Annotated in this window: 18 protein-coding genes and 1 tRNA gene; 12 read left to right on the top strand and 7 right to left on the bottom strand. The window is 69.2% G+C overall.

Annotation, left to right across the window (positions count from 1 at the left end):
- The first annotated feature begins 210 nt into the window (after window positions 1–210).
- Window positions 211–867 carry a tyrosine-type recombinase/integrase gene (locus IEY81_RS23440; protein WP_189120910.1) on the top strand — a complete coding sequence of 219 codons (657 nt, stop codon included), beginning with the start codon at window positions 211–213 and terminating at the stop codon, window positions 865–867.
- 14 nt (window positions 868–881) lie between these two features.
- Here the strand turns inward: IEY81_RS23440 and IEY81_RS23435 are convergent.
- A tRNA-Gly gene (locus IEY81_RS23435) sits at window positions 882–957 on the bottom strand.
- Window positions 958–1,078: 121 nt separating this feature from the next.
- Here IEY81_RS23435 and dcd point away from each other — a divergent pair.
- Window positions 1,079–1,654: a dCTP deaminase gene (dcd, locus tag IEY81_RS23430; RefSeq protein WP_189120909.1), complete on the top strand. Its 576-nt coding sequence runs from the start codon at window positions 1,079–1,081 to the stop codon at window positions 1,652–1,654.
- Window positions 1,655–1,661: 7 nt separating this feature from the next.
- Entirely contained in the window at window positions 1,662–2,639 is a 978-nt protein-coding gene (locus tag IEY81_RS23425; RefSeq protein WP_189120908.1) for a serine/threonine-protein kinase, read from the top strand.
- On the opposite strand, the gene IEY81_RS23420 is transcribed toward IEY81_RS23425, so the two are convergent.
- The gene (locus IEY81_RS23420) at window positions 2,640–4,577 is read right to left on the bottom strand and encodes a vWA domain-containing protein (protein WP_189120907.1); all 1,938 of its coding nucleotides are present in this window, start codon (window positions 4,575–4,577) and stop codon (window positions 2,640–2,642) included.
- A gap of 80 nt (window positions 4,578–4,657) precedes the next feature.
- Between IEY81_RS23420 and IEY81_RS23415 the strand changes: the two genes are divergently transcribed.
- From IEY81_RS23415 to IEY81_RS23375, 9 genes are all read left to right on the top strand, one after another.
- Complete coding sequence (locus IEY81_RS23415; protein WP_189120906.1) at window positions 4,658–5,161, top strand: DNA-binding protein; 504 nt, start codon at window positions 4,658–4,660, stop codon at window positions 5,159–5,161.
- A 45-nt stretch (window positions 5,162–5,206) separates the two neighbouring features.
- Window positions 5,207–5,809, top strand: a complete 603-nt coding sequence (locus tag IEY81_RS23410; RefSeq protein ID WP_189120905.1) for a DNA-3-methyladenine glycosylase I — start codon at window positions 5,207–5,209, stop codon at window positions 5,807–5,809.
- 99 nt (window positions 5,810–5,908) lie between these two features.
- Window positions 5,909–6,940 carry an iron-siderophore ABC transporter substrate-binding protein gene (locus IEY81_RS23405; protein ID WP_189120904.1) on the top strand — a complete coding sequence of 344 codons (1,032 nt, stop codon included), beginning with the start codon at window positions 5,909–5,911 and terminating at the stop codon, window positions 6,938–6,940.
- Window positions 6,937–7,968, top strand: a complete 1,032-nt coding sequence (locus IEY81_RS23400; RefSeq protein ID WP_229788121.1) for a FecCD family ABC transporter permease — start codon at window positions 6,937–6,939, stop codon at window positions 7,966–7,968. Before IEY81_RS23405 ends, IEY81_RS23400 begins: the two co-directional genes overlap by 4 nt.
- The gene (locus IEY81_RS23395; RefSeq protein ID WP_189120903.1) at window positions 7,965–8,996 is read left to right on the top strand and encodes a FecCD family ABC transporter permease; all 1,032 of its coding nucleotides are present in this window, start codon (window positions 7,965–7,967) and stop codon (window positions 8,994–8,996) included. The genes IEY81_RS23400 and IEY81_RS23395 overlap by 4 nt, the downstream gene beginning before the upstream one ends.
- Window positions 8,997–9,007: 11 nt before the next feature.
- Window positions 9,008–9,826: an ABC transporter ATP-binding protein gene (locus IEY81_RS23390; RefSeq protein ID WP_229788120.1), complete on the top strand. Its 819-nt coding sequence runs from the start codon at window positions 9,008–9,010 to the stop codon at window positions 9,824–9,826.
- A gap of 1 nt (window position 9,827) precedes the next feature.
- On the top strand, window positions 9,828–10,814 hold the full coding sequence (locus tag IEY81_RS23385) for a siderophore-interacting protein (protein ID WP_189120901.1): 987 nt from the start codon (window positions 9,828–9,830) through the stop codon (window positions 10,812–10,814).
- A gap of 69 nt (window positions 10,815–10,883) precedes the next feature.
- Window positions 10,884–12,629: a sodium:solute symporter family protein gene (locus tag IEY81_RS23380; RefSeq protein ID WP_189120900.1), complete on the top strand. Its 1,746-nt coding sequence runs from the start codon at window positions 10,884–10,886 to the stop codon at window positions 12,627–12,629.
- A gap of 11 nt (window positions 12,630–12,640) precedes the next feature.
- Window positions 12,641–12,928 carry a hypothetical protein gene (locus IEY81_RS23375; protein ID WP_189120899.1) on the top strand — a complete coding sequence of 96 codons (288 nt, stop codon included), beginning with the start codon at window positions 12,641–12,643 and terminating at the stop codon, window positions 12,926–12,928.
- Window positions 12,929–12,939: 11 nt separating this feature from the next.
- Here IEY81_RS23375 and IEY81_RS23370 read toward each other — a convergent pair whose 3' ends face one another.
- From IEY81_RS23370 to IEY81_RS23350, 5 genes are all read right to left on the bottom strand, one after another.
- Window positions 12,940–13,701: a DUF4097 family beta strand repeat-containing protein gene (locus IEY81_RS23370; RefSeq protein ID WP_189120898.1), complete on the bottom strand. Its 762-nt coding sequence runs from the start codon at window positions 13,699–13,701 to the stop codon at window positions 12,940–12,942.
- 89 nt (window positions 13,702–13,790) lie between these two features.
- Window positions 13,791–14,372: a toxin-antitoxin system HicB family antitoxin gene (locus IEY81_RS23365; RefSeq protein WP_189120897.1), complete on the bottom strand. Its 582-nt coding sequence runs from the start codon at window positions 14,370–14,372 to the stop codon at window positions 13,791–13,793.
- Between the two features lie 229 nt (window positions 14,373–14,601).
- Window positions 14,602–18,090 carry a (Fe-S)-binding protein gene (locus IEY81_RS23360; RefSeq protein WP_189120896.1) on the bottom strand — a complete coding sequence of 1,163 codons (3,489 nt, stop codon included), beginning with the start codon at window positions 18,088–18,090 and terminating at the stop codon, window positions 14,602–14,604.
- Between the two features lie 181 nt (window positions 18,091–18,271).
- A complete protein-coding gene (locus tag IEY81_RS23355) occupies window positions 18,272–19,546 on the bottom strand; it encodes a choice-of-anchor P family protein (RefSeq protein ID WP_189120895.1) in 1,275 nt (424 codons plus the stop codon).
- Between the two features lie 272 nt (window positions 19,547–19,818).
- Window positions 19,819–20,802, bottom strand: coding sequence for a hypothetical protein (locus IEY81_RS23350; RefSeq protein ID WP_189120894.1), 984 nt, complete (start codon window positions 20,800–20,802; stop codon window positions 19,819–19,821).
- Between the last annotated feature and the right edge of the window lie 70 nt (window positions 20,803–20,872).

Genomic DNA, 20,872 nt, shown 5'->3' with positions numbered 1-20,872 from the left:
ATCGAGCCTCGGTTCGGCAAGGCTCCCGTCGCCTCGATCACCTCGGCCGAGATCTCCTCGTGGGTCGGCCGGATGGTTGCTGACGGTCTCTCGCCTTCGACCGCTGCACGCTCCCTCGGCGTCTTTCGTCGGCTCCTGGCGTACGCGGTGCTCGATGGTCGAGTGACTGCCAACGCAGCGGCCGGGGTGAAGCCTCCTACGGCTGGCCACATGAAGCGGGAAGGTCAGTTCCTCTCTCGCGATGAGATCGCAGCTCTTTCCGCTGCCTGCTCCAGTGAGTACCGGGACGTGGTCTGGGTCCTGGCGCTCGCTGGTCTGCGGTGGGCCGAACTGGCCGGGCTCAAGGTCGGTGACCGGGTGAAGGTGCCAGGGGAGGGGCTGCGACTCCAGCGCACGGTCATGTCCAACGTGGCCACCGGGTCACTCTTCGAGGACACCCTCAAGAACAAGCGCTCTCGCACGGTGCCGCTCGTGGCTGAGTTGGTGCCGATCATCGACAAGTGGTGTGAGGGCAAGAAGGCCGGTGACTGGATCTTCCACGCCCCCAAGGGTGGGCCGCTGAGTGAGCCGAACTGGAAGCGCTCGGTCGGCTGGTCGGCGGCTATCAAGAAGATCGACCGTCCGACGCTTCGCGTGCACGACCTCCGGCACACCTGCGCCTCGCTCTGGCTCGGTGCTGGTGCTGACCCGAAGGTGGTTCAGCGGATCCTTGGGCATGCCTCGGCCGCGATGACGATAGACCTCTACGGCCACCTCATCGACAACAACCTGTGGGACTCCGCGAAGAGGGTCGGGGGCAGCCTGGGGGCATCTGAGGCCCAAACAGAAACCCGCACTGACGAAGATGAAGACGAAAGTGCGGGCTGATCTGCTGTGTTACGTGGAGCGGACGACGAGACTCGAACTCGCGACATCAACCTTGGGAAGGTTGCGCTCTACCAACTGAGCTACGTCCGCAGGTGCGACCAGGATGTTACCCCACAGATCTGGCCGGATGTGAACCGGTTCGGGAAAGCGGGTGTCGTCCGATGACCGCGGCAGCCCCGACGGCAGATTCGGCCTGGGCTAGATTTGCCTCGTGCTGCTGAGCGACAAGGACATCCTGACCGAGATCAACGACGGCCGGATCGTCATCGACCCCTGGGACGAGTCGATGCTGCAGCCGTCCTCGGTCGACGTACGCCTGGACCGGTTCTTCCGGGTCTTCGACAACCACAAGTACGCCACGATCGACCCGGCCGCGGACCAGTCGGAGCTCACGCGGCAGATCGAGACCGAGGGGGACGAGCCGTTCATCCTCCACCCGGGGGAGTTCGTGCTCGGGTCGACGTACGAGACGGTCAGCCTGCCCGACGACATCGCCGCGCGCGTCGAAGGGAAGAGCTCGCTGGGCCGCCTCGGGCTGCTCACCCACGCCACCGCCGGCTTCGTCGACCCCGGCTTCTCCGGTCACGTGACGCTCGAGCTCGCGAACGTCGCGACGCTGCCGATCAAGCTCTACCCGGGCATGAAGATCGGCCAGTACTGCTTCTTCCGGCTCACCTCGCCCGCCCAGAACCCCTACGGCAGCGAGAAGTACGGCAGCCGCTACCAGGGTCAGCGCGGCCCGACCGCCTCGCGCAGCTTCCAGAGCTTCCACCGCACCAAGATCTGAGCGTCCGGTGGGCGAGGTCTTCGCGGGGCGCTACGAGCTGCTGGAGCCCATCGCCGAAGGTGGCATGGGCGCGGTCTGGCAGGTCCAGGACCGGCGCGAGGGTGACGTCAAGGCGGCCAAGCTGCTGCGCCAGCGCGACGCGTCCTCGCTGCTCCGTTTCATCCGCGAGCAGGCCACCCGTATCCATCACCCGCACGTCGTCACCCCGCTCGGCTGGGCCGGCGAGGACGACAACGTGCTGTTCACGATGCCGCTGCTCCGTGGCGGGTCGGTCGCGATGCTGGTCGGCGACTACGGTGCGCTCCCCGAGCAGTGGGTCGTCGCCGTCCTCGACCAGACCCTCTCGGGGCTCGAGGCGGTGCACGCTGCCGGGGTCGTCCACCGCGACGTGAAGCCCGGCAACCTGCTGCTCGAGGTGACCGGCCGGGGCGTCCCCCACGTGCGCCTCTCCGACTTCGGGGTGGCCGTCCCCGCCGACATGCCCCGGCTCACCGAGGCGAACATGATGATCGGCACGCCGGGCTACATGGCGCCCGACCAGGGCTCCGACCCCGACCCGCGCGACGACCTCTACGCCACCGCGGTCACCGGTCTGCAGATGCTCACCGGCACGCGGCCGCCGCACGACCCTGCGTACGTCCCGGCGACTCCGCTCGGCATGCTGCTGCTCCGCGCGATCGGACCGGACCGCGAGGCTCGGCCGCAGTCGGCGGGGGAGTTCCGCCGGATGCTCGCCGAGGCCGTGCCGCCCCGGCCCTGGGAGCCGGGTGAGACCGAGGTCCTGGACCAGTACGCCGCCGGCCGCATGTCGACACCCCCGCCTCCGCCGTCGTCCCCGCCACCGCCACCGCCCACGCCTCGCGAGCGGGAGAAGACCGCCCTACGTCGCACCGCGGAGCTGGAGGACCGGCCGGTGTGGCCGATCCTCCTGCTGGCGGTCGTGGGGATCCTGCTGCTCGCCGGCGGCGTCACCCTGCTGACCTAGCTAGCGGCGCCGCCGGATCAGCAGCACGACCGCGGTCACGAGCGCGACCAGGCCGAGGCCGGTCCCGCCGATGCCGGCGACCAGCTTGACCAGGTCGCCCGAGCCCTGCTCGCCCGTGGAGCCGTTGCGGCCTTCGGGGTTGTCGCCGTCCTCGCCGGACGCGCTCGAACCCTGGGCGCCGGCGTCGTCGCTGGCGTTCAGGTTGAGGTCGGCCGTCGGCGCGCTGAGGCCGGAGACCTTCTCGTACTCGGGCTCGCCCGTGCCGTCCTCGCCCATGGTCTTGATGGTGAGGGTGTAGGGGACGTTGATGTTCTCCTCGAGCTGGTACTGCACTCGGACGTAGTGGATCCCCGGCAGGCCGGTCGACGCCTCGGCGTCGCCGCTGGCGAAGCGGTTGCGGTAGGCGACGGTGTCGGAGAGCGTGCCGGTGCGCCAGGCGTCGGGGCAGTTCAGGAGGAGCCCGGGCGGACACCAGTGGTCCGGCTCCTCAGAGATGTCCACGGTGGCCTCCCCGCCGAGCGGACCGATGACGTCGAGCTCCACACCGGCGCCGACTGCCCACTCCTTGCGGATCGGGTCGGTCATCCGGGCGTCGAACTGCGCCTCCAGGTGCTGGCCCCAGCCGACGGGGACGCCGATCACCTGGTTCTCCCCGGGGTTGATGTCGAAGGAGTAGGTGCCGTCCTCGACGACCGGTGCGTTGGCGATGGCGCTGCCAGGGACGACGCCCTCGACCGGCTTGCCCGGCGTCAGCTCGGTCCAGGTCGGCGCATCCGGCTGAGGAGGAAGGGCGTCGAGGGCGGCGGCGCTCACCGGCGGCTCCTCGTAGACCATCAGCTGGACCTTCTTGCCGGCGATCGCCCCGGAGTCTCCGCGGCTCGCTGAGGTCGCGAGGACCAGCTCGTCCGCCGTGTTGCACGGCTCCTCGGGATCGGTGTCGGCGCTGTGGGTCGATCCGAAGATCAGCCGGCTGGCGTCACCCAAGGTGGTGCTCTGCACGACCGTCCAGCGGCACTGAGCCAGGTCACCGTTCTCGGTCTCGACGCTGATCTCGGGGTTCAGGTTGCTCACCAGGTCCTCGGACTCGCCCTCGAAGATCAGGCCGAGGTGCACGGTGGTGCCGGGCGCGGTGCGCTTGAAACGGTAGTAGCGCTTCTCGCGGGTCTGGATCGTGTCCAGGTACTGCCCAGGCTCCACCAGCGGAGCCTCGGCGAACTCAGGCGTCCCCTTCACGGGAGTGCCGGTGAACTCGAACGGCCGCAGCGCCCGCTCGGAAGCGCCGGAGATCGACTCGCCGATGCCCTCGGCGTCGTCGGCGTCGTAGTAGGTGCCGTTGCCCTTCTCGGCGATGCACTCCAGCTGCTGGCGAGCCTTGCCGGAGACGGAGAGGCCGACGACGTCGATCTGCAGGTCGATGCCCTGGTCGGCGATGGCCTGCGCCGCCGGGCACGGGTCGCCGCAGGTGGACTCGCCGTCGGAGACCAGCACGATCGAACGCTTGCCCTCCGAGCCGATGTCGTCCGCGGCACGCTTCAGCGCCTCCGGGATCGGCGTCTCGCCGTAGGGCTTGTAGCCGTCGACGGCCGACCGCAGGTCGTCACGGTTGCCGGTGCCGGGCTCGACCACCAGCTGGGTGTCTTCGCAGGCACCCTTCTGCTTGCGTCCGAACACCTTCGCCCCGAAGACCCGCATGCCGACGTCGGCGTTCTCCGGCAGGTCGTCGATGACGGTGTTCAGCGCCTGCTTGGCCGCCTTGATCTTGGTGGCGCCGCCACCCGCCGGCTCCTTCATCGAACCGGAGGAGTCGAGCACCAGGATCATCCGGCCGTACGTCTCCTGGTCCTGCTCGTCGGCGCCGGCGGGGGCGGTGCCGACGACCGCCAGGGTCCCGGTCAGGAGCCCGGCGAGGCCGGCCGCGATGAGAAGTCTTGTCCGCATGGACTGCACCATAGATTCACTAACGTATACACCGCAAGTACATTTGCGAACGCTTTGTTGACGTGTGTAGATTGCGAGGCATGGGCGTCGAGGAGAACATCCAGCAGCAGCGAGAGCTGTACGGCGAGCCGCTCGGTGACCTGGTGCGCCGCGCGACCGCCCCGTTGGGTCTGACCCAGGCGACGACCGCCAAGGTGCTCGGGCTGAGCCCGGCGATGCTGTCCCACCTGATGACCGGCCAGCGGGTCAAGATCGCGAACCCGATCGCGCTCGGGCGGCTGCATGCGCTGGTCGAGCTCGGGGCCGCCGCCGGCGGTCTCACCAGATCCCAGATCGACGAACGGCTCGACGAGATCCGCGAGCTCTCCTCGGAGATGACGACGGGCGCCCGCACGGTGACGGTGGACGGCGGCGCGGCGGTGCGAGGCGTGCTCCGGGCGGTCGCCTCGGGCCGTGAGCTCCAGCAGGCGGTCGAAGCGCTGCGTGAGGTCGCGCCGGGCCTGGCCGAGGTGCTGGAGGTCTACGGCTCCGGCACCGACGACGAGATCCGGGCCCACTTCGCCTCGATCCGCCATCTGCTCTGATGCTGCGAGAGGACGCTGTCGGTGGTCGCGGCTAAGGTCGGTTGGATGAGTGAGACACCGTTCCTGGCTCCCGACGGCCAGACACGTTGTGCCTGGGCCGGCGGGGCGCCGGAGTTCCTGGACTACCACGACACCGAGTGGGGCTTCCCGACCGGCGGCGACGTGCGGCTCTTCGAGAAGATCTGCCTGGAGGGCTTCCAGAGCGGTCTGTCGTGGCGCACGATCCTCAACAAGCGGCCTGCGTTCCGCGAGGACTTCGCGGGCTTCGACTTCCACCAGGTGGCCGAGTTCGACGAGAGCGACGTCGAGCGCCTCCTGCGGGACGCCCGGATCATCCGCCACCGCGGCAAGATCGAGGCCGCGATCAACAACGCCCGCCGCGCGGTCGAGCTCGTCGAGGAGCGCGGGTCGCTGGCTGCGTACGTCTGGGACTTCGAGCCCGAGCCGCTGAAGATCCCGGAGGTGGTGGCCACCTCGCCCGCCTCCGTCAGCCTCTCCAAGGACCTGAAGAAGCGGGGCTGGAAGTTCGTCGGCCCGACCACGATGTACGCGTTCATGCAGTCGATGGGGATCATCAACGACCATTCCCTGGACTGCGTGATCCGCGACCGGGTCGAGGCTGAGCGGAAGGCGTTCGTGCGGCCCTGATCGTCCACCCCGCGTCCAAATCCGGGGGCGATGCCTCAGGGAAGGCGAAATGTGTTTAGGCTGTCCTAACTAAGCATTGCCTAACCCGAGGTGGTCCACGTGATCCGTCGTTCCGTTCTCTTCGCAGCGAGCACCGCGCTCGCTGTGTCCGGCCTCGCTGCCTGCAGCACCGGCTCCACCGACTCCGCCGACTCCGGCCAGGAGTCCACCTCGAAGGCAGACTCGGGCGCCTTCCCGGTGACCATCAAGCACGCATTCGGCGAGACCACGATCGAGAAGGAGCCCAAGCGCGTCTCCGTCGTCGGCGTCAACGACGCCGACATGCTCCTGTCGCTGGGCGTCGTGCCCGTCAGCATCCCCAAGGTCACCTGGGGTGGTGACGAGGACGGCACGACGCCATGGTTCGACAAGAAGCTCGAGGAGCTCGACGCCAAGATGCCGGCGATCCTCGACCAGACCGACGCCGTCCCGGTCGACGAGGTCGCCAAGCAGACCCCTGACGTGATCCTGGCGACCTACTCCGGCATCACCGAGGAGGAGTACAAGAAGCTCTCCGAGATCGCGCCGGTCGTCGCCTACCCGGAGCAGCCGTGGGCCACCGAGTGGGAGGACTCGCTCGAGATGGTCGGCCAGGCCACCGGCCGCAACAAGCTGGCCGACGAGGTCGAGGACGACACCGAGAAGCTCTTCGAGGACGCCAAGAAGGACACCCCGGAGATCCAGGGCAAGACCTTCATCTGGGCCTCGCTGGCGACCGCCGACCTCTCCCAGATCCCGTTCTACACGGCCGAGGACGCCCGCCCCGACTTCCTCACCGACCTGGGCATGGAGAACGCGCCGGTCGTGGAGAAGAACACCAAGGAGGGCGAGTTCTTCGCTCAGGTCTCCGCGGAGAAGGCTAGCGAGCTCGAGTCCGACTTCCTGTTCACCTACGCGGTGGAGGAGAAGGACGCCGAGACGTTCGCCAACGACAAGCTGATCGGTCAGATCCCCGCGATCAAGAACGGTCACATGTGGGCCTCGACCGACAACGTCGCCTCGCTCGCCGCGGGGATCCCGACGCCGCTGTCGGTGCCCTACGCCATCGATGAGTTCGTCCCGGGCATCGTCAAGGCACTCGAGGGTCAGTGACCCTCACGACGACGCTCAACCGAGTCCCGGCCGCGGATCCGCGCGGCCGGGGCCGGTCGTCGACGTCGCGGGTCGCGCTCCTGCTTCTCGGCGTCGTCCTGGTCGCCGTCGTCGCCTCGATGCTGATCGGGGCGAAGCTCGTCTCCCCGCTCGACCTGTGGCGTGACGGGAGCGTCGGCCAGGGCATCCTGCAGACCAGGATGCCGCGCACCGTGCTCGGCCTGCTGGCCGGTGCGGCGCTGGCGCTCTCCGGCGCCTGTCTGCAGGGGCTGACCCGCAACCCGCTGGCCGACCCGGGCCTTCTCGGCCTCAACTCCGGGGCCACCTTCGCGATGGTGCTGGCGGTCTCGGTCTTCGGCATCGGCTCGCTGAGCTCCTACCTCTGGTTCGGCTTCGCCGGTGCAGCGGTGGCCGCGGTGCTCGTGCACACGGTCGCCTCCTTCGGCGCCGGCGGTGCGACGCCCGCCAAGCTCGTCCTGGCGGGCGCGGCGGTCGCCGCCGGCGTCACCTCGTGGACCACCGCCGTCCTGCTCACCGACAAGGTCACCTTCGACGTGATCCGGCTCTGGCAGGTCGGCACCATCGGTGGTCGCGGCTGGGACATCATCATGACCGGCCTGCCCTTCCTCGCGGTCGGCGCGCTGCTGACCCTCGGCGGGGCTCGCACCCTCGACACCCTCGCCCTCGGCGACGACCTCGCGCGCGGCCTCGGCCGCCGCACCGGCATCGACCGCGCCGTCATCGGCCTCGGCGTCGTGCTCCTCACCGGCACCGCGACCGCGCTCTGCGGCCCGATCGGCTTCATCGGCCTGATCGTCCCCCACATGGTCCGGGTCATGGTCGGCTCGGCCTACACCCGGGTGCTCCCGCTCTCGGCCGGCTTCGGCGCGGCGCTCACCTTGATGGCGGACGTGGTCGGCCGGGTCATCTGGCCGCCCTCCGAGATCCAGGTCGGCGTGATGGCAGCCGTCGTCGGCGTACCCGTCTTCGTCTTCTTCCTCCGCCGCGGACGGATGGCCGGGCTATGACCGTGCAGTCGATCGACCCCGCCGCAGTCGTACGCAGCGCCCGGCGCGCCCCACGACGGCGGCTGATCGCCGTGGCCGGCGGCCTGGGCGCCATCCTGTTCGGGCTGTTCGCGCTCCGCGTGCTCGTCGGCGACTACATCATCACGCTGCCCGACTTCTTCCGGATCCTCGGCGGCGAGGAGATCCCCGGCGCGACCTTCATCCTGATGGAGTCGAAGCTGCCGCGGGCGGTGCTCGCCGTGCTGGCCGGTGTCGCGTTCGGCACCGCGGGCGCGATCTTCCAGTCCACCCTCCGCAACCCGCTCGCCAGCCCCGACATGCTCGGCATCTCGCTGGGCGCGAGCGCTGCCGCGGTCTTCTCGATCGTGGTGCTCTCGCTGAACGGGTCGGCCCTCCCGGTCGCCGGGGTCGTCGGTGCCGTGCTCACCGCCCTGGCGATCCGAGTGGTGGCCGGCAGCGACGGCGGCTACCGGCTGGTGCTCGTCGGAGTCACCGCAGCCGCGGGGCTGATCGCGGTGATCCAGTACCTGTTCACCCGCGCCAACGAGTACGACGCCCAGCTCGCCCTCCGCTGGATCACCGGCAGCCTCAACTCGGCGGCCTGGCCGACGATCCGGATGCTGCTCGCCGGCCTGGTGGTCCTGCTCCCGCTGGTCGCCTGGACGGTGAAGTCCCAACGCGTGCTCGAGCTCGGACCCGACGTCGCCAGCGCGCTCGGCGTCACCCACCGCTATGCCGACATGCTGCTCCTGCTGGCCGTGCTGCTGTGCGCGCTGGCGGTCGCCGCGACCGGTCCGGTCGCCTTCGTCGCGTTCGTGGCCGGGCCGATCGCCCGGGTGCTCAACGGCGGGCGTACGACACTCCTGGGCGCCGCCCTGGTCGGTGCGGTCGTGATGGTCGGGGCCGACTACGTCGCGGCCTACGGGTTCTCCGGCACCAACCTCCCGGTCGGTGTCGTCACCGGTGCGTTCGGGGCGCCGTTCCTGTTGTGGTTGCTCGCCAGCGGGCGGGCCGGAAGGAAGTCATGAAAGAGGGCCAGATGAGACTTGCCGCAGAGAGCGTGAGCCTCGGCTACGGGGGCGACGCCGTCGTCGTCGACGAGGTCTCTCTGGAGATCCCTGACGGCCTGACCACCGTGATCGTCGGCGCCAACGGCTGCGGGAAGTCGACCCTGCTGCGCGGGATGGCGCGGCTGCTGCGCCCGATGTCCGGGCAGGTCGTCCTCGACGGCAAGGCGGTCCACAAGCAGCCCACCCGCGCGGTGGCCAAGACCCTCGGTCTGATGCCGCAGTCGCCGATCGCACCCGAGGGCATCACCGTCGTCGACCTGGTCGGCCGCGGCCGTCAGCCCCACCGCGGCGCGCTGCAGCGCTGGTCTCCCGACGACGACGCCGCCGTCGCCGAGGCCCTCGAGCTGACCAACACGCTCGACCTCGCCGACCGCGTCGTCGACGAGCTCTCCGGCGGCCAGCGGCAGCGGGTCTGGGTGGCGATGGCGCTCGCCCAGAAGACCGACCTGCTCCTCCTCGACGAGCCGACCACGTTCCTCGACGTCGCCCACCAGATCGACCTGCTCGACCTGCTCCACGGTCTGCGCTCCTCGCGCGGCACCACCGTGGTGATGGTGCTCCACGACCTCAACCTGGCCGCGCGCTACGCCGACCACCTGATCGCGATGAGCGGCGGCAAGGTCGCCGCCACCGGCAAGCCCTCCGAGGTGGTCACCGTCGACCGCGTCGAGGAGGTCTTCGGCCTGGAAGCCCAGGTCATCCCGGATCCAGTCTCGGGCACCCCGCTGGTCGTCCCCATCGGACGTCACCACCGGCCGGTCGTTCACCCCCACGCCCAAGGAGCCTGACATGCCCATCCTCGCCCACGTCTCGGTGCGCTCCGTGGAGCGTCTCTCGCCGTCCTTCGCCCGCATCGAGCTCGTCGGCGCCGACCTGGCCGACTTCGGCACCGACGGCCCGAGCTTCGATCAGCGGATCAAGCTGCTCTTCCCGCCCGCCTCGGGGGTGATGCCCGACTTCTCGGCCGCCGAGTGGTACTCCGAATGGCTCGCCCTCCCCGACGACGAGCGCCCGCGGATGCGCACCTACACGATCCGGTCATTGCAGGGCGAGGGCATCGAGAAGCGGCTGTACGTCGACTTCGTGCTCCATCCCGGCGCGCACGGTCCCGGCTCCGACTGGGCAGGCGCGGCCCGCCCCGGCGACGAGATCCTCGTGGTCGGACCCAAGCTCGGCGAGCACCACGGCGGGATCGAGTGGGCTCCCGGCGACGCGTCCCGGCTGCTGCTGGTCGGCGACGAGACGGCCGTCCCGGCGATCGTCTCGATCCTGGAGTCGCTGCCGGCCGAGGCCACCGGAACGGCCATCCTCGAGGTGCCGGTCGCCGAGGACGTACAGGAGGTGGCTGCGCCGGACGGGCTGAAGGTCTGCTGGCTGCCCCGTGAGGGCGCGCCCGTGGGCGGGCCGGCCCTGGCCGAGGTCGGCAGCGTCCTCGGCTTCGAGGCGACCCCGGAGGAGGTCACCTCGGTCGAGGTCGAGGACCCCAACCTCTGGGAGACGCCCGTCTTCTCCTCCTCCGGCGAGGAGGTCGCCGTCCTCACCAACGGCCTCGTCGACGCCTCCATGAAGGGCTCCGCGAAGGGTTCTGCGAAGGGCTCTGCGAAGGGCTCTGCGAAGGGCTCGGCGACGAGCGAGGACGGCCGGTACGCCTGGATCGCGGGCGAGTCCCGGATGGTCACCGCGCTGCGGCGCCACCTGGTCAACGAGCTCGAGATGCCGCGCAAGCAGGTCGCCTTCATGGGGTACTGGCGAGAAGGCGTGTCGATGAAGGGGTGACGCGCGGGCAGAATCCCGAGTGCGGCGTGGTTAGGTTGACGTACTCAAACAACCTAGAAGGGTCGTGGAATGCAAGGAAGCATCCAGGCCGCGGACACCCTGATCCAGGCCAATGCGGTTGATTATCTTCTGATCGCCATCTACTTCGCGTTCGTTCTCGGTATCGGCTTCCTGGCCAGCCGCGGCATGTCGAACTCGGTGGACTTCTTCCTCTCCGGAAGGTCCCTGCCCGCGTGGGTCACCGGGCTGGCGTTCATCTCAGCGAATCTCGGCGCCGTCGAGATCATGGGTATGTCGGCGACGGGGGCGCAGCTCGGGCTCCCGACCGTCCACTACTTCTGGATCGGCGCGATCCCGGCGATGCTGTTCCTGGGCGTCGTGATGATGCCCTTCTACTACGGCTCGAAGGTGCGCTCGGTCCCCGAGTTCATGAAGCGCCGTTTCGGCACCGGCGCCCACCTGGTCAACGCGCTCTCGTTCGCGCTGGCTCAGCTGCTCATCGCCGGCATCAACCTCTACCTGCTCGGCTCCATCGTGCACGCGCTGCTCGGGTGGCCGCTGTGGGTGGCGCTGATCGTCGCCGCGGTGATCGTGCTCTCCTACATCACCCTCGGTGGTCTGAAGGCCGCGATCTACAACGAGGTGCTGCAGTTCTTCGTGATCGTCGCCGCGCTGCTGCCGCTGACGCTCCTCGGTCTCCACCGCGTCGGCGGCTGGGACGGGCTGACCTCGAAGATCGAGAAGGCCGCCTCCGCCAACCCCGACACGGTGGCTCCGGCCGCCGACCAGCTCAACTCCTGGCCCGGTGCGGCGCTGACCGGGTTCGGCTCCGACTTCCTCTCGGTCGTCGGCATCGTGTTCGGTCTCGGCTTCGTGCTCTCCTTCGGCTACTGGACGACCAACTTCGTCGAGGTCCAGCGCGCGATGGCCGCCGACTCGATCAGCGCGGCCCGCAAGACGCCGATCATCGGTGCGTTCCCGAAGATGTTCATCCCGTTCATCACCATCTTCCCCGGCATGATCGCGGCGGTGCTGGTCACCGAGATCGCGCGTACGAAGGCGGGGGAGTCGGTCGCAGGCGGGGCCTCGGGCGAGGGCGTCACCTACAACGACTCGCTGCTCTACCTGATGGCCGAGGTGCTGCCGAACGGTCTGCTGGGTCTGGCGATCACCGGTCTGCTCGCGGCGTTCATGGCCGGTATGGCCGCCAACGTCTCCGCGTTCAACACGGTGGTCTCCTTCGACCTCATCCAGGAGTACGTCATCAAGGACCGCCCCGACGACTTCTACGTGAAGCTCGGGCGCTGGGCGACGGTTGCGGCGACCGCCATCGCGATCTTCACCGCGGTGCTGGCGTCCAACTTCTCCAACATCATGGACTACCTGCAGACCCTCTTCGGGTTCTTCAACGCGCCGCTGTTCGCGACGTTCATCCTGGGTATGTTCTGGAAGCGGATGACCGCGACGGCCGGCTGGACGGGTCTGGTCGCAGGCACCCTGGCGGCGGTGCTCGTCGGCATCCTCGCCGAGGGCACCCTCGGCGGCCTCTCCGTCGGCGTGCTGCCGCTCACCGGCCAGGGCGCGTCGTTCGTGGCCGCAGGTGCCGCCTTCGTCGTCGACATCGTGGTCAGCGTCGTCGTCTCGCTGGTGACCCGACCCAAGCCGGAGGGCTCGCTGAAGGGTCTGGTCTACTCCGAGACCCCGAAGGAGGACCTCGTCGACGCCGAGGACGCGAACCGTCCGTGGTTCGAGCGGCCGGTGCCGCTCGCCGGGGTCGCGCTGGTCCTGGTCATCATCCTGAACGTGATCTTCTAGAGGAGGCTGAGATGCCTAGCGAATCGAACACAGCCGAGAACAGAGGGTTCCTCGGCACGCTGCTGTCGCTCTTCGACATCCGCAACGTCATCGGTGCCCTGCTCGCGGTCTACGGCATCATCCTGCTGCTGATGGGTGTCTTCGGTGACCCGGAGGTCGACAAGACCGGTGGACCCAACGCCAACCTCTGGGCGGGGGTCGTGCTGCTCGTCATCGGCGGGGCCTTCGTCGCCTGGGGTCTGCTCAAGCCGGTGGTGCCGGACGCTCCGAGCCTCCACCACGACGACCACACCGACTAGCCCGTACGGGCTCAGATCCCGACCAGGGTGACGTCACCGCTGACCGTGGTGGTGCGGAGCTCGACGTAGGGCTCACCCGCGGCCGGTGCGCCAGCGCTCTGGACAGTGCTGGTGCACTGGCCGCTCACCGTTTTCACGTCGGTCCAGACCGGGGTGCCGTTCGGGATCCCGACCCGTACGTCGGCCGAGGCCGCCTTCACCGAGATCCGGCCCGCGCTGACCGAGTGGATCGCGAAGTCGCCGGACCCGGTCGAGTGGGTGACGTCGCCCTCGACCTCGTCGATCTCGACGCTGCCGGAGCCGGTCTTGGTGTGCAGGTCGTGGACCGTACCGATCCGGACGTCGCCGGAGCCGGACTTGACCGAGGCGCGCCCGTGGAGCGCGTCCGCCTCGAGGTCGCCCGACCCGGACTCGAGCTGGAACTCCTCGGTCACCTGGTCGACCCGTACGTCACCCGAGCCCGTCTGCAGCCAGGCGGCCCGCAGGACGCCGACGGTGGCGATGTCGGCGCTGCCGGTGCGGGCGCGCAGCTGGCTGTGGGTCGGGGCGGTCACCCGGATCTCGTAGCGCCGTGATCGGCCGAACGGTCCTCTGCGCGGGTCTGAGACGGTGATCGTGTCGCCGCTCTGCTCCACCACCAGACTCTCGGCGTCGTCGCCGTCGATCTCGACGACCGTCTCGTCGGTCTCGGTGGCCTCGACCTCGAGGCTGCCCTTCTCGAACTCGACGAAGAGCTTGGCGGGGGCGGTGGACATGAAGGTGTACGTGCTCATGGTGCTGCTCCTTGGGTGTGCTGATCTACCGGGCCGGCCGGGCGGCCGTCCGTGGTGACGTGGTGGGGCTCAGTTCAGGTCGGGTCGGGTCAGAGCCAGCCGGTCATCCGGCGGTCGGACCGTCCGCGGTTGCCGCCGCGGAACGGGTCGAGGCTGCTCATCGCCTCGTTGACGAGGTGGGGGATCGCGGCGAGGTCGACGTCGACGTTCACCGCCTGGTCGCGGGTCGCCGCACGGACCGCGTTTACGAGCCAGGTGTTGAGCGACTGCCCTGCGTCCGCAGCGGCCTCCTCCGCCTTCGCCTTGAGCGACTCCGGGATGCGCAGCGTCACCCGGGCGAGGGCGTCGTCGCCCTCGGGCTCGGGCGGCGCCGGGGGAGCGGGAGGGGCGGGCGGAGCCGGCGGCGTCGGGGGGACCGGCTCGGTGAGCTCGGGAAGCGTGACGCCGAACTCCAGGTCACGGCCCCGCAGGCGTACGTCGACGTTGCCCGTCGGCAGCTCCGCGGTGATCTCGGCCGCCGCCTGGCTCACCGCCTCCATGACCGCCAGCCGGGCAGCCGGGTCGAGGGCGTAGGTGAGCCGCTCCGCGGTCTCCCGTGCCTCGGGCCCCGAGGCCTCGGCTGCGGCCAGCAGGTCCCGTCGCAGGCTGTCGATGTACGGCGTGATGTCCATACGCACCACTATGACATCACTATGACGTCATAGCAACCCCATCATGACATCACGTGATGTCAGACCCCGCCGAGGCGTCAGGCGCGTCGGCCGAGACGTCGGCTACGTCGGCCGAGTTGGCAGGGCGGTGCCATCTCGGCCGACGTACGTGACGTCTCGGCGAAAATGACGATGGCACCTTGCGGGATCACAAGGTGCCATCGTCTGGTGCAGCGGAGCTGCGGGAGGGTCAGAGGTCGAAGAGCGACCCTGCCTCGTGGATGTCGACGTCCGTACGCGGCGTGTGCGACTCGCCGCTGGCGGTCGGTGCGGGCTTCGACTCCTGAGCGGGAGCCTCCTCCGCGGCCGGGGCCTCGGCCTCAGGGGCCTCCGGTTCGGCGGCGGACTCAGGCTCCGGTGCGGGCTCGGGCTCGGGCTCGGGCGGAGTGTCGACCTCGACCGCGGTGTCCTCGACCGGCGCCTCCTCGGCCGCAGGAGCGGCCTCGGCGGGAGTCGGGGCGGCGGCGGCTACCGCACCCTCCGGCGCCTCGATGTCGAAGAGCGAACCGAGGCTGTCGAAGTCGACGTCCGTCTTCGGCTCCGAGCTCACACCCGAACCCGCGACGGGGACGACGGGTGCAGCAGCCTCAGTCGGTGTCGGGGTCGGTGCCTCAGTCGCAGCCTCAGCGGGAGCAGCCTCTGCCGGAGCAGCGGCCTCAGGCGCCGCGGGTGCCGGAGCGGCTTCGGCCGGAGCGGCCGGAGCCGGCTCGGGCTCGCTGGCGGGGATGTCGAAGAGCGAGCCACCCGCGTTGAGGTCGACGCTCGGCTCCTCGGCGGCCGGTGCGGCCGGCGCCTCGGCAGGTGCCTCGGGCTCGGCAGCGGGAGCAGCCTTCGCCTCGGGGGCCGGAGCGGCCTCCTCGGCGGGGGCGGCGATGTCGAAGAGCGACCCACCGGCACCCAGGTCGACGGAGGGCTCCTCCGCCGGCTTCGAGGCAGGCTCGGCCTTCGCCTCGGGCTGGGCGGTGGACTCGGCCTCCTGGGCGGGTACGTCGAAGAGCGAGCCACCGCTGCCGAGATCGGCAGCCGGCTCGTCGGCCGGCTTCTCGGCGGGCTCCGCAGCCTTGTCGCCGGCCTTGTCGGCCGACTCCTCGGCAGGCGTGTCGAAGAGCGACCCGCCCTCGTCGAACAGGGACCCACCCGAGGCCGGCTTCTCCGCCTCGGGCTCCGGCTCGGGAGCCGGGGTGTCGAAGAGCGACCCGCCACCCGACGTACCGCCCGATGCCGGCTCGGCCGGCGCAGGGGTGTCGAAGAGCGAGGACGCGTCGGCCGGTGCCTTCTCGGACTCGGCCGCCTCGGCGGGGGAGTCGAAGAGCGACGAGCCGGCGGCAGCGCCACCCGCGACAGCAGCAGCGCCGGAGGTCTCCTCGTCAGCCGGAGCCGCCTTGGCCTTGGCGGCGGCGCCGACCTTGGCACCCTCGCCGGGCGCCAGCTTGGTGGCCTGCTCGCCCTTGACGGACGCGAGCAGCATCTGCGCGACGTCGAGGACCTCGACCTCCTCACGGGCAGAGCCGTTGGCCTGGGCCTTGGTCAGACCGTCGGAGAGCATCACGCGGCAGAACGGGCAGCCGACGGCGATCTGGTCGGCGCCGGTGGCGACGGCCTCGTCGGTGCGGTTCTCGTTGATCCGCGAGCCGATCTTCTCCTCCATCCACATGCGGGCACCACCGGCACCACAGCAGAAGGAACGCTCGGAGTTGCGGGGCATCTCCTTGAAGTCGGCACCCGGCATGATCTGCAGCAGCTCGCGCGGCGGCTCGTAGACGCCGTTGTGGCGACCGATGTAGCAGGGGTCGTGGTAGGTGATCGAGCGCTTGTGGGCGCCGGCACCGTCGGCGACCGGGGTCAGCTTGCCCTCGCGTACGAGACGGTTGAGCAGCTGGGTGTGGTGGACGACCTCGAGCTCGATGCCGAACTCCTTGTACTCGTTCTTCAACGTGTTGAAGCAGTGAGCACAGGTGGTGACGGCCTTCTTGACCTTGAACTCCTTGAACGTCTCGACGTTCTGCTGAGCCAGGCCCTGGAAGACGAACTCGTTGCCGGCGCGGCGAGCGGAGTCACCGGTGCAGGTCTCGCCGTTGCCGAGCACGCCGAAGGAGACCCCGGCGATGTCGAGCAGCTCGGCCACCGCGCGGGTGGTCTTCTTGGCACGGTCCTCGTACGCCCCGGCGCAGCCGACCCAGAACAGCCAGTCGACCTCCTCGAGCGACTCGATGTCCTTGCCGACCTCCTTGACCTCGAAGGGCAGGTCCTTGGCCCAGTCCATGCGCGCGTTGGCGCTCATGTTCCACGGGTTGCCCTTGCCTTCGAGGCCCTTGAAGAGGCCGTTGAGCTCGGAGGGGAAGTTGGACTCGACGAGCACCTGGTAGCGGCGCATGTCCATGATGTGGTCGACGTGCTCGATGTCGACGGGGCACTGCTGGACGCAGGCGCCGCAGGAGGTGCAGGACCAGAGCACGTCCTCGTCGATGACGAAGCCGCCGTCCTCGGGGTTGTAGAACCAGTCGAGGACCTCCTCGTTGCCGCCGGCACCCTCGGGTGCGTCGGTGGCCTTGCCGACCAGCGGCTTCTCGAGCAGGTCGCCCCGGCTCTCGGCGTCGGCGTTGGCGGCGGCGTACGCGTGCTCGCGCATGCCCATCACCAGCAGCTTGGGCGAGAGCGGCTTCTCGGTGTTCCAGGCCGGGCACTGCGACTGGCAGCGACCGCACTCGGTGCACGTGGTGAAGTCGAGGATGCCCTTCCAGGAGAAGTCCGTGATCGAACCGGCGCCGAGGATGGCGTCCTCGGGGATGCGGTCCTCCTCGACGTCCTCGAGGGTGACGGGCTTGCCGTCGATGAGCATCGGCTTGATGGCGCCGAGGGCGGTGCCGAGCGGGCGGGCGCCGTCAGAGGTGCGCGGCGTGCCCTCGCGCTTGAACCAGATGTTGAACCAGGCGGTGAAGCGGTGCCAGGCGACACCCATCGTCAGGTTGGTCGAGATCACCATCAGCCAGATCAGCGCCGAGACGATCTTGAAGGTCGCGATGAGGTAGATGATGTTCTCGAGCGTGCCGATGGAGCCGGCGCCGGTCGGGTAGAGACCGCCGAAGAGCTGCGAGATCGGGAAGTGAAAGCCGGTCGCGTGCTCGGCGTGCTCGCCGCCCTTGGCCAGGGCCAGGTTGTACTCCGCACCGCGGATGAACAGGATCGCGATCGACTCCAGCAGCACCATCGCCTCGACGAAGAACGCCTGCCACATCACCGAGCCGTAGAAGCGGGTGCCGCGGCCGAGGTTCTTCGGCTGGTGCAGCAGCCGGTAGATGATCAGCGGGATGATGCCCACCGCGCCGAGGAGGCCGAGCACCTCGGCGATCCACTCGTAGGCGAAGAACTTCCCGATGACCGGGATCGTCCAGTCGGCGGAGAAGAGCTGGAAGTACGCCGAGCCGACCGCGGTCGCCAGCACGATGAACGCCGCGAAGGCGAACCAGTGCAGGATGCCGACCCAGGTCCACTGCAGCATGCGCGTGTGGAGAACTGTCTCTTTCAGCATCGTCAGCGTGCGGGCCAGCGGGTGGTCGACGCGGCTGATCGGCGTACCGATCTTGATGACCGCGAGCATGGACCTGACCGCCTTGATCGTCAGGTAGACGGCGGCCACCGTTGTCGCGAGGCACACGACGATGGTGATGATCTGCAACATGCCTAGGCGCTCCTCATCAGCGGGCAGGACTGCCGGAATGCAACCGAGCCTAATGCGTGCGTCCGGTTCGGCTGCGGTAAGGGTACGTTGATACTACCCGTGAGTAACTTGGTAAAGAAGAAACGGCCCGCGACCTGGTCAGGCCGCGGGCCGTTTTCAGGACGGCCTCAGTGGTTCAGGCTCACTTGTCCGGGTTCACCGCGAAGCGGGCGTGACCGATGTTCACGTGGGTCTTGGTGCCCTCGGTCGCGTCGAGGAGCGTCAGCCGCAGGGCGACGACCTCGATCAGCTTCTTGCTGCGGTTGGTGACCACGTTGGTCTCGATCTTGAGCAGACCCGGGATGTCGACGCGGGAGAGCGCCGAACCGAGCTGAGCGAGGGAGACCTTCTGGTCGTTGATGTAGATGTCACCGAACTTGGTGCCGGAGGTGGACACCGAGGTGCCCTTGCCCTTGGTGTACTTCGCGTTCGCCTGGGCGCGGATGGCCTCGATGCGGATGGCGCCGTCGCCGATGTTGACGTTGGCGACCTCACCGAAGGCGTAGCCGGAGGCGGAGGTCTTGGTCTGGCTCGAGCGCTGACCGCTGGAGAGACCCTTGACGTTCACCAGGTTGCCCGCGTCGCCCAGCGGAACGCCGGCGAGGGACTTGGTGAGCTCCTTGCCGCCGGTGCCGGTGCAGGTGACGTTGGTCAGCGGGTTCTTGCCGACCTCGACGGTGCCACCGAGGACCGAGGCGTCGACGGCGGCACCGAAGCCACCGAAGACACCCGAGTAGACCTTGCTGTTGATGTCGGCGCGCGAGCGGCCGACGATGACCTCGGAGTCGGTGCCGTGGAGCTTGATGTAGATGCCGTTGGCGTAGGACATCGCGCCGTTGGCGCTGGTGCGCTCCGTGGTGTTGCCGAGACCGATGGTGGCGATGCCCGGGATCACGAGCGGACGGTCGTTGCCCGGGATCGGCAGGTCGATCTTCTGGCCGGGGCCGGCCGGGTCGAGGATCACGTGAGCGATCTTCGCCTTCGAGTCGGCCTTGAACTTGCTGCCGTCCCACCAGGCCTGGGAGACGGAGCTGAGACCCTCGATGGTCACCTTGCCCAGCGGGCTCTTGTTGAGCACGACGTCGGCGACCTTGTGCTCCGAGATGACCTTGACGGTCTTGCCCGACTTGATGGTGCGCTGGCGGGTCTTGGTCACACCGATGTTGCCGAGGCCCGGCACCTTCGCGCCGGCGGTGTTGTTGCTGACGTCGTGACCAGCCTTACGGGTGCACCCGACAGTCTGGTATCCGAGGTCGCCCGAGTTTGCCGGCAGGCTGCCACCGGTGACGCGGGTGCCGAAGCCGTTGGCGAACATCCCGAAGGACGTGGTCGTCAGAGCGGCCTGTGAGGGTGCTGGCACAGCCAGGACACCGCCAGTGAGAGCGGCGGCGGCTGCAGACAGCACGAGCGTGCGCATGCTTCGCATTGTGGATTGGACTCCGATTCTGCGGTGGGGATCCCCCAAGATCCCCGCAACGGGGCCGTGCCACCTGCCAGATCCGGGGGAACCTGGCGCACTCCCGAGTTAAGGGGTGGCACATCGCTCAAACGAGGGAAAACCAGGGAAGTTATCGGGCCGGAGGTCCTATTTCTTCGTAGTTCTTCCTGACCAGGGATAACTCGTCCGAATACATGCAAAACGGGCTGTGACCTCGGGAGAGGTCACAGCCCGTGGTAGGCGTGCGGAAGCTAGCGCGTCAGATCGATCTCGATCCCGGTCAGCGTCTTCACGATGCCGGTGGTCGCATCCAGGGTCGGCGCGATCACGGTCTCGCCCAGTGTCAGCCGCTTCGGCTGCTGGGGCTCGGGCTCGGGAGCAGGCTCGGGCTCGGGCTGCGGCGCGGGCTCGGGCTCCGGCTCGGGCGCAGGCGCCGGGTCGGTGGAGGTGTCGCCGCCGCTGCTCGGCGGGGTGATCTCCTCGCTCATGGTGTGCGCGCCGCCGTAGGTCTCGGCCTCGGACGGCGCGTCGTAGTTGCCGTTGGAGTGCTTGCCGCCGACGGTGGCGCGGGCGGCGAACGGAGCCTCGGGCGCGGCGGCCCCGGCGGGGGCTGCGGCCTTCTGCTCCTTCGGCACGATCACGCCGGGAGCGTCGATGACGTCCTGGGTGCGAAGGTCGATCACCGGCACCGCGTCGTAGTGGTCGGCTTGGGCCTTGACCTGCTTGGTCTGCGCCTGGAGGCTGGGGTCGCCGGCGAAGTTGGCCTGGGCGAAGGCGCCGATGGTGGCCGAGGCGATCGCCATCGCCGCGAGCGGCATCAGCACGGCCTTCCGGCCGGGGCGGTTCTCGACAGGGTCGGGCTGCGGAGCACGGGAGCCGCGCGGTGTCGGGGCCTGAGCGGCTGCGTACGGCGGCATCGCCGGGTTGGCGTAGACGATCGGCCGCGGCTGCTGGTGGTACGGCTGCGGGGCCGCGTAGGGGTGTGGCTGGTAGGCGTGCTGCGGCAGCTGTGCGTAGGGCGTGTAGCGAAGACGGGCGGGTCGCGGGACCGGGGTGCTGCCCGGGGTGAACCACGACTCGGTCGCGGGCGTCGCCCCCTCGAGAGCGCGGGCAGCGATCTCGAGGGGGTCGGGCGCGGTGCCGTTCGTGGGACGAGTCTGTGCGGGGTGTCGAGCCGGCGTGGTCGGGACGTTCGAGAGGTCCCCCGTCGCGGGCCGACGGTTCGCTTCAGTCATCTGACGCTGTCTCCTGAGCGCTTAGCGAGTGTCGGGTGTGTCGCGCGACACGTAACGGAACCAGAAAGTG

This window comes from Nocardioides luteus (assembly GCF_014648595.1).
In the GTDB taxonomy this organism is placed as follows: domain Bacteria; phylum Actinomycetota; class Actinomycetes; order Propionibacteriales; family Nocardioidaceae; genus Nocardioides; species Nocardioides luteus.
This window is presented reverse-complemented; position numbering and strand designations above follow the sequence as displayed.

Coding starts and splice junctions, on each gene's coding strand:
- IEY81_RS23440 (WP_189120910.1), top strand. CDS start 211: ATGAAGCGGGAAGGTCAGTTCCTCTCTCGCGATGAGATCGCAGCTCTT.
- IEY81_RS23420 (WP_189120907.1), bottom strand. CDS start 4,577: ATGCGGACAAGACTTCTCATCGCGGCCGGCCTCGCCGGGCTCCTGACC.
- IEY81_RS23415 (WP_189120906.1), top strand. CDS start 4,658: ATGGGCGTCGAGGAGAACATCCAGCAGCAGCGAGAGCTGTACGGCGAG.
- IEY81_RS23410 (WP_189120905.1), top strand. CDS start 5,207: ATGAGTGAGACACCGTTCCTGGCTCCCGACGGCCAGACACGTTGTGCC.
- IEY81_RS23395 (WP_189120903.1), top strand. CDS start 7,965: ATGACCGTGCAGTCGATCGACCCCGCCGCAGTCGTACGCAGCGCCCGG.
- IEY81_RS23390 (WP_229788120.1), top strand. CDS start 9,008: ATGAGACTTGCCGCAGAGAGCGTGAGCCTCGGCTACGGGGGCGACGCC.
- IEY81_RS23385 (WP_189120901.1), top strand. CDS start 9,828: ATGCCCATCCTCGCCCACGTCTCGGTGCGCTCCGTGGAGCGTCTCTCG.
- IEY81_RS23380 (WP_189120900.1), top strand. CDS start 10,884: ATGCAAGGAAGCATCCAGGCCGCGGACACCCTGATCCAGGCCAATGCG.
- IEY81_RS23375 (WP_189120899.1), top strand. CDS start 12,641: ATGCCTAGCGAATCGAACACAGCCGAGAACAGAGGGTTCCTCGGCACG.
- IEY81_RS23370 (WP_189120898.1), bottom strand. CDS start 13,701: ATGAGCACGTACACCTTCATGTCCACCGCCCCCGCCAAGCTCTTCGTC.
- IEY81_RS23365 (WP_189120897.1), bottom strand. CDS start 14,372: ATGGACATCACGCCGTACATCGACAGCCTGCGACGGGACCTGCTGGCC.
- IEY81_RS23360 (WP_189120896.1), bottom strand. CDS start 18,090: ATGTTGCAGATCATCACCATCGTCGTGTGCCTCGCGACAACGGTGGCC.
- IEY81_RS23355 (WP_189120895.1), bottom strand. CDS start 19,546: ATGCGCACGCTCGTGCTGTCTGCAGCCGCCGCCGCTCTCACTGGCGGT.
- IEY81_RS23350 (WP_189120894.1), bottom strand. CDS start 20,802: ATGACTGAAGCGAACCGTCGGCCCGCGACGGGGGACCTCTCGAACGTC.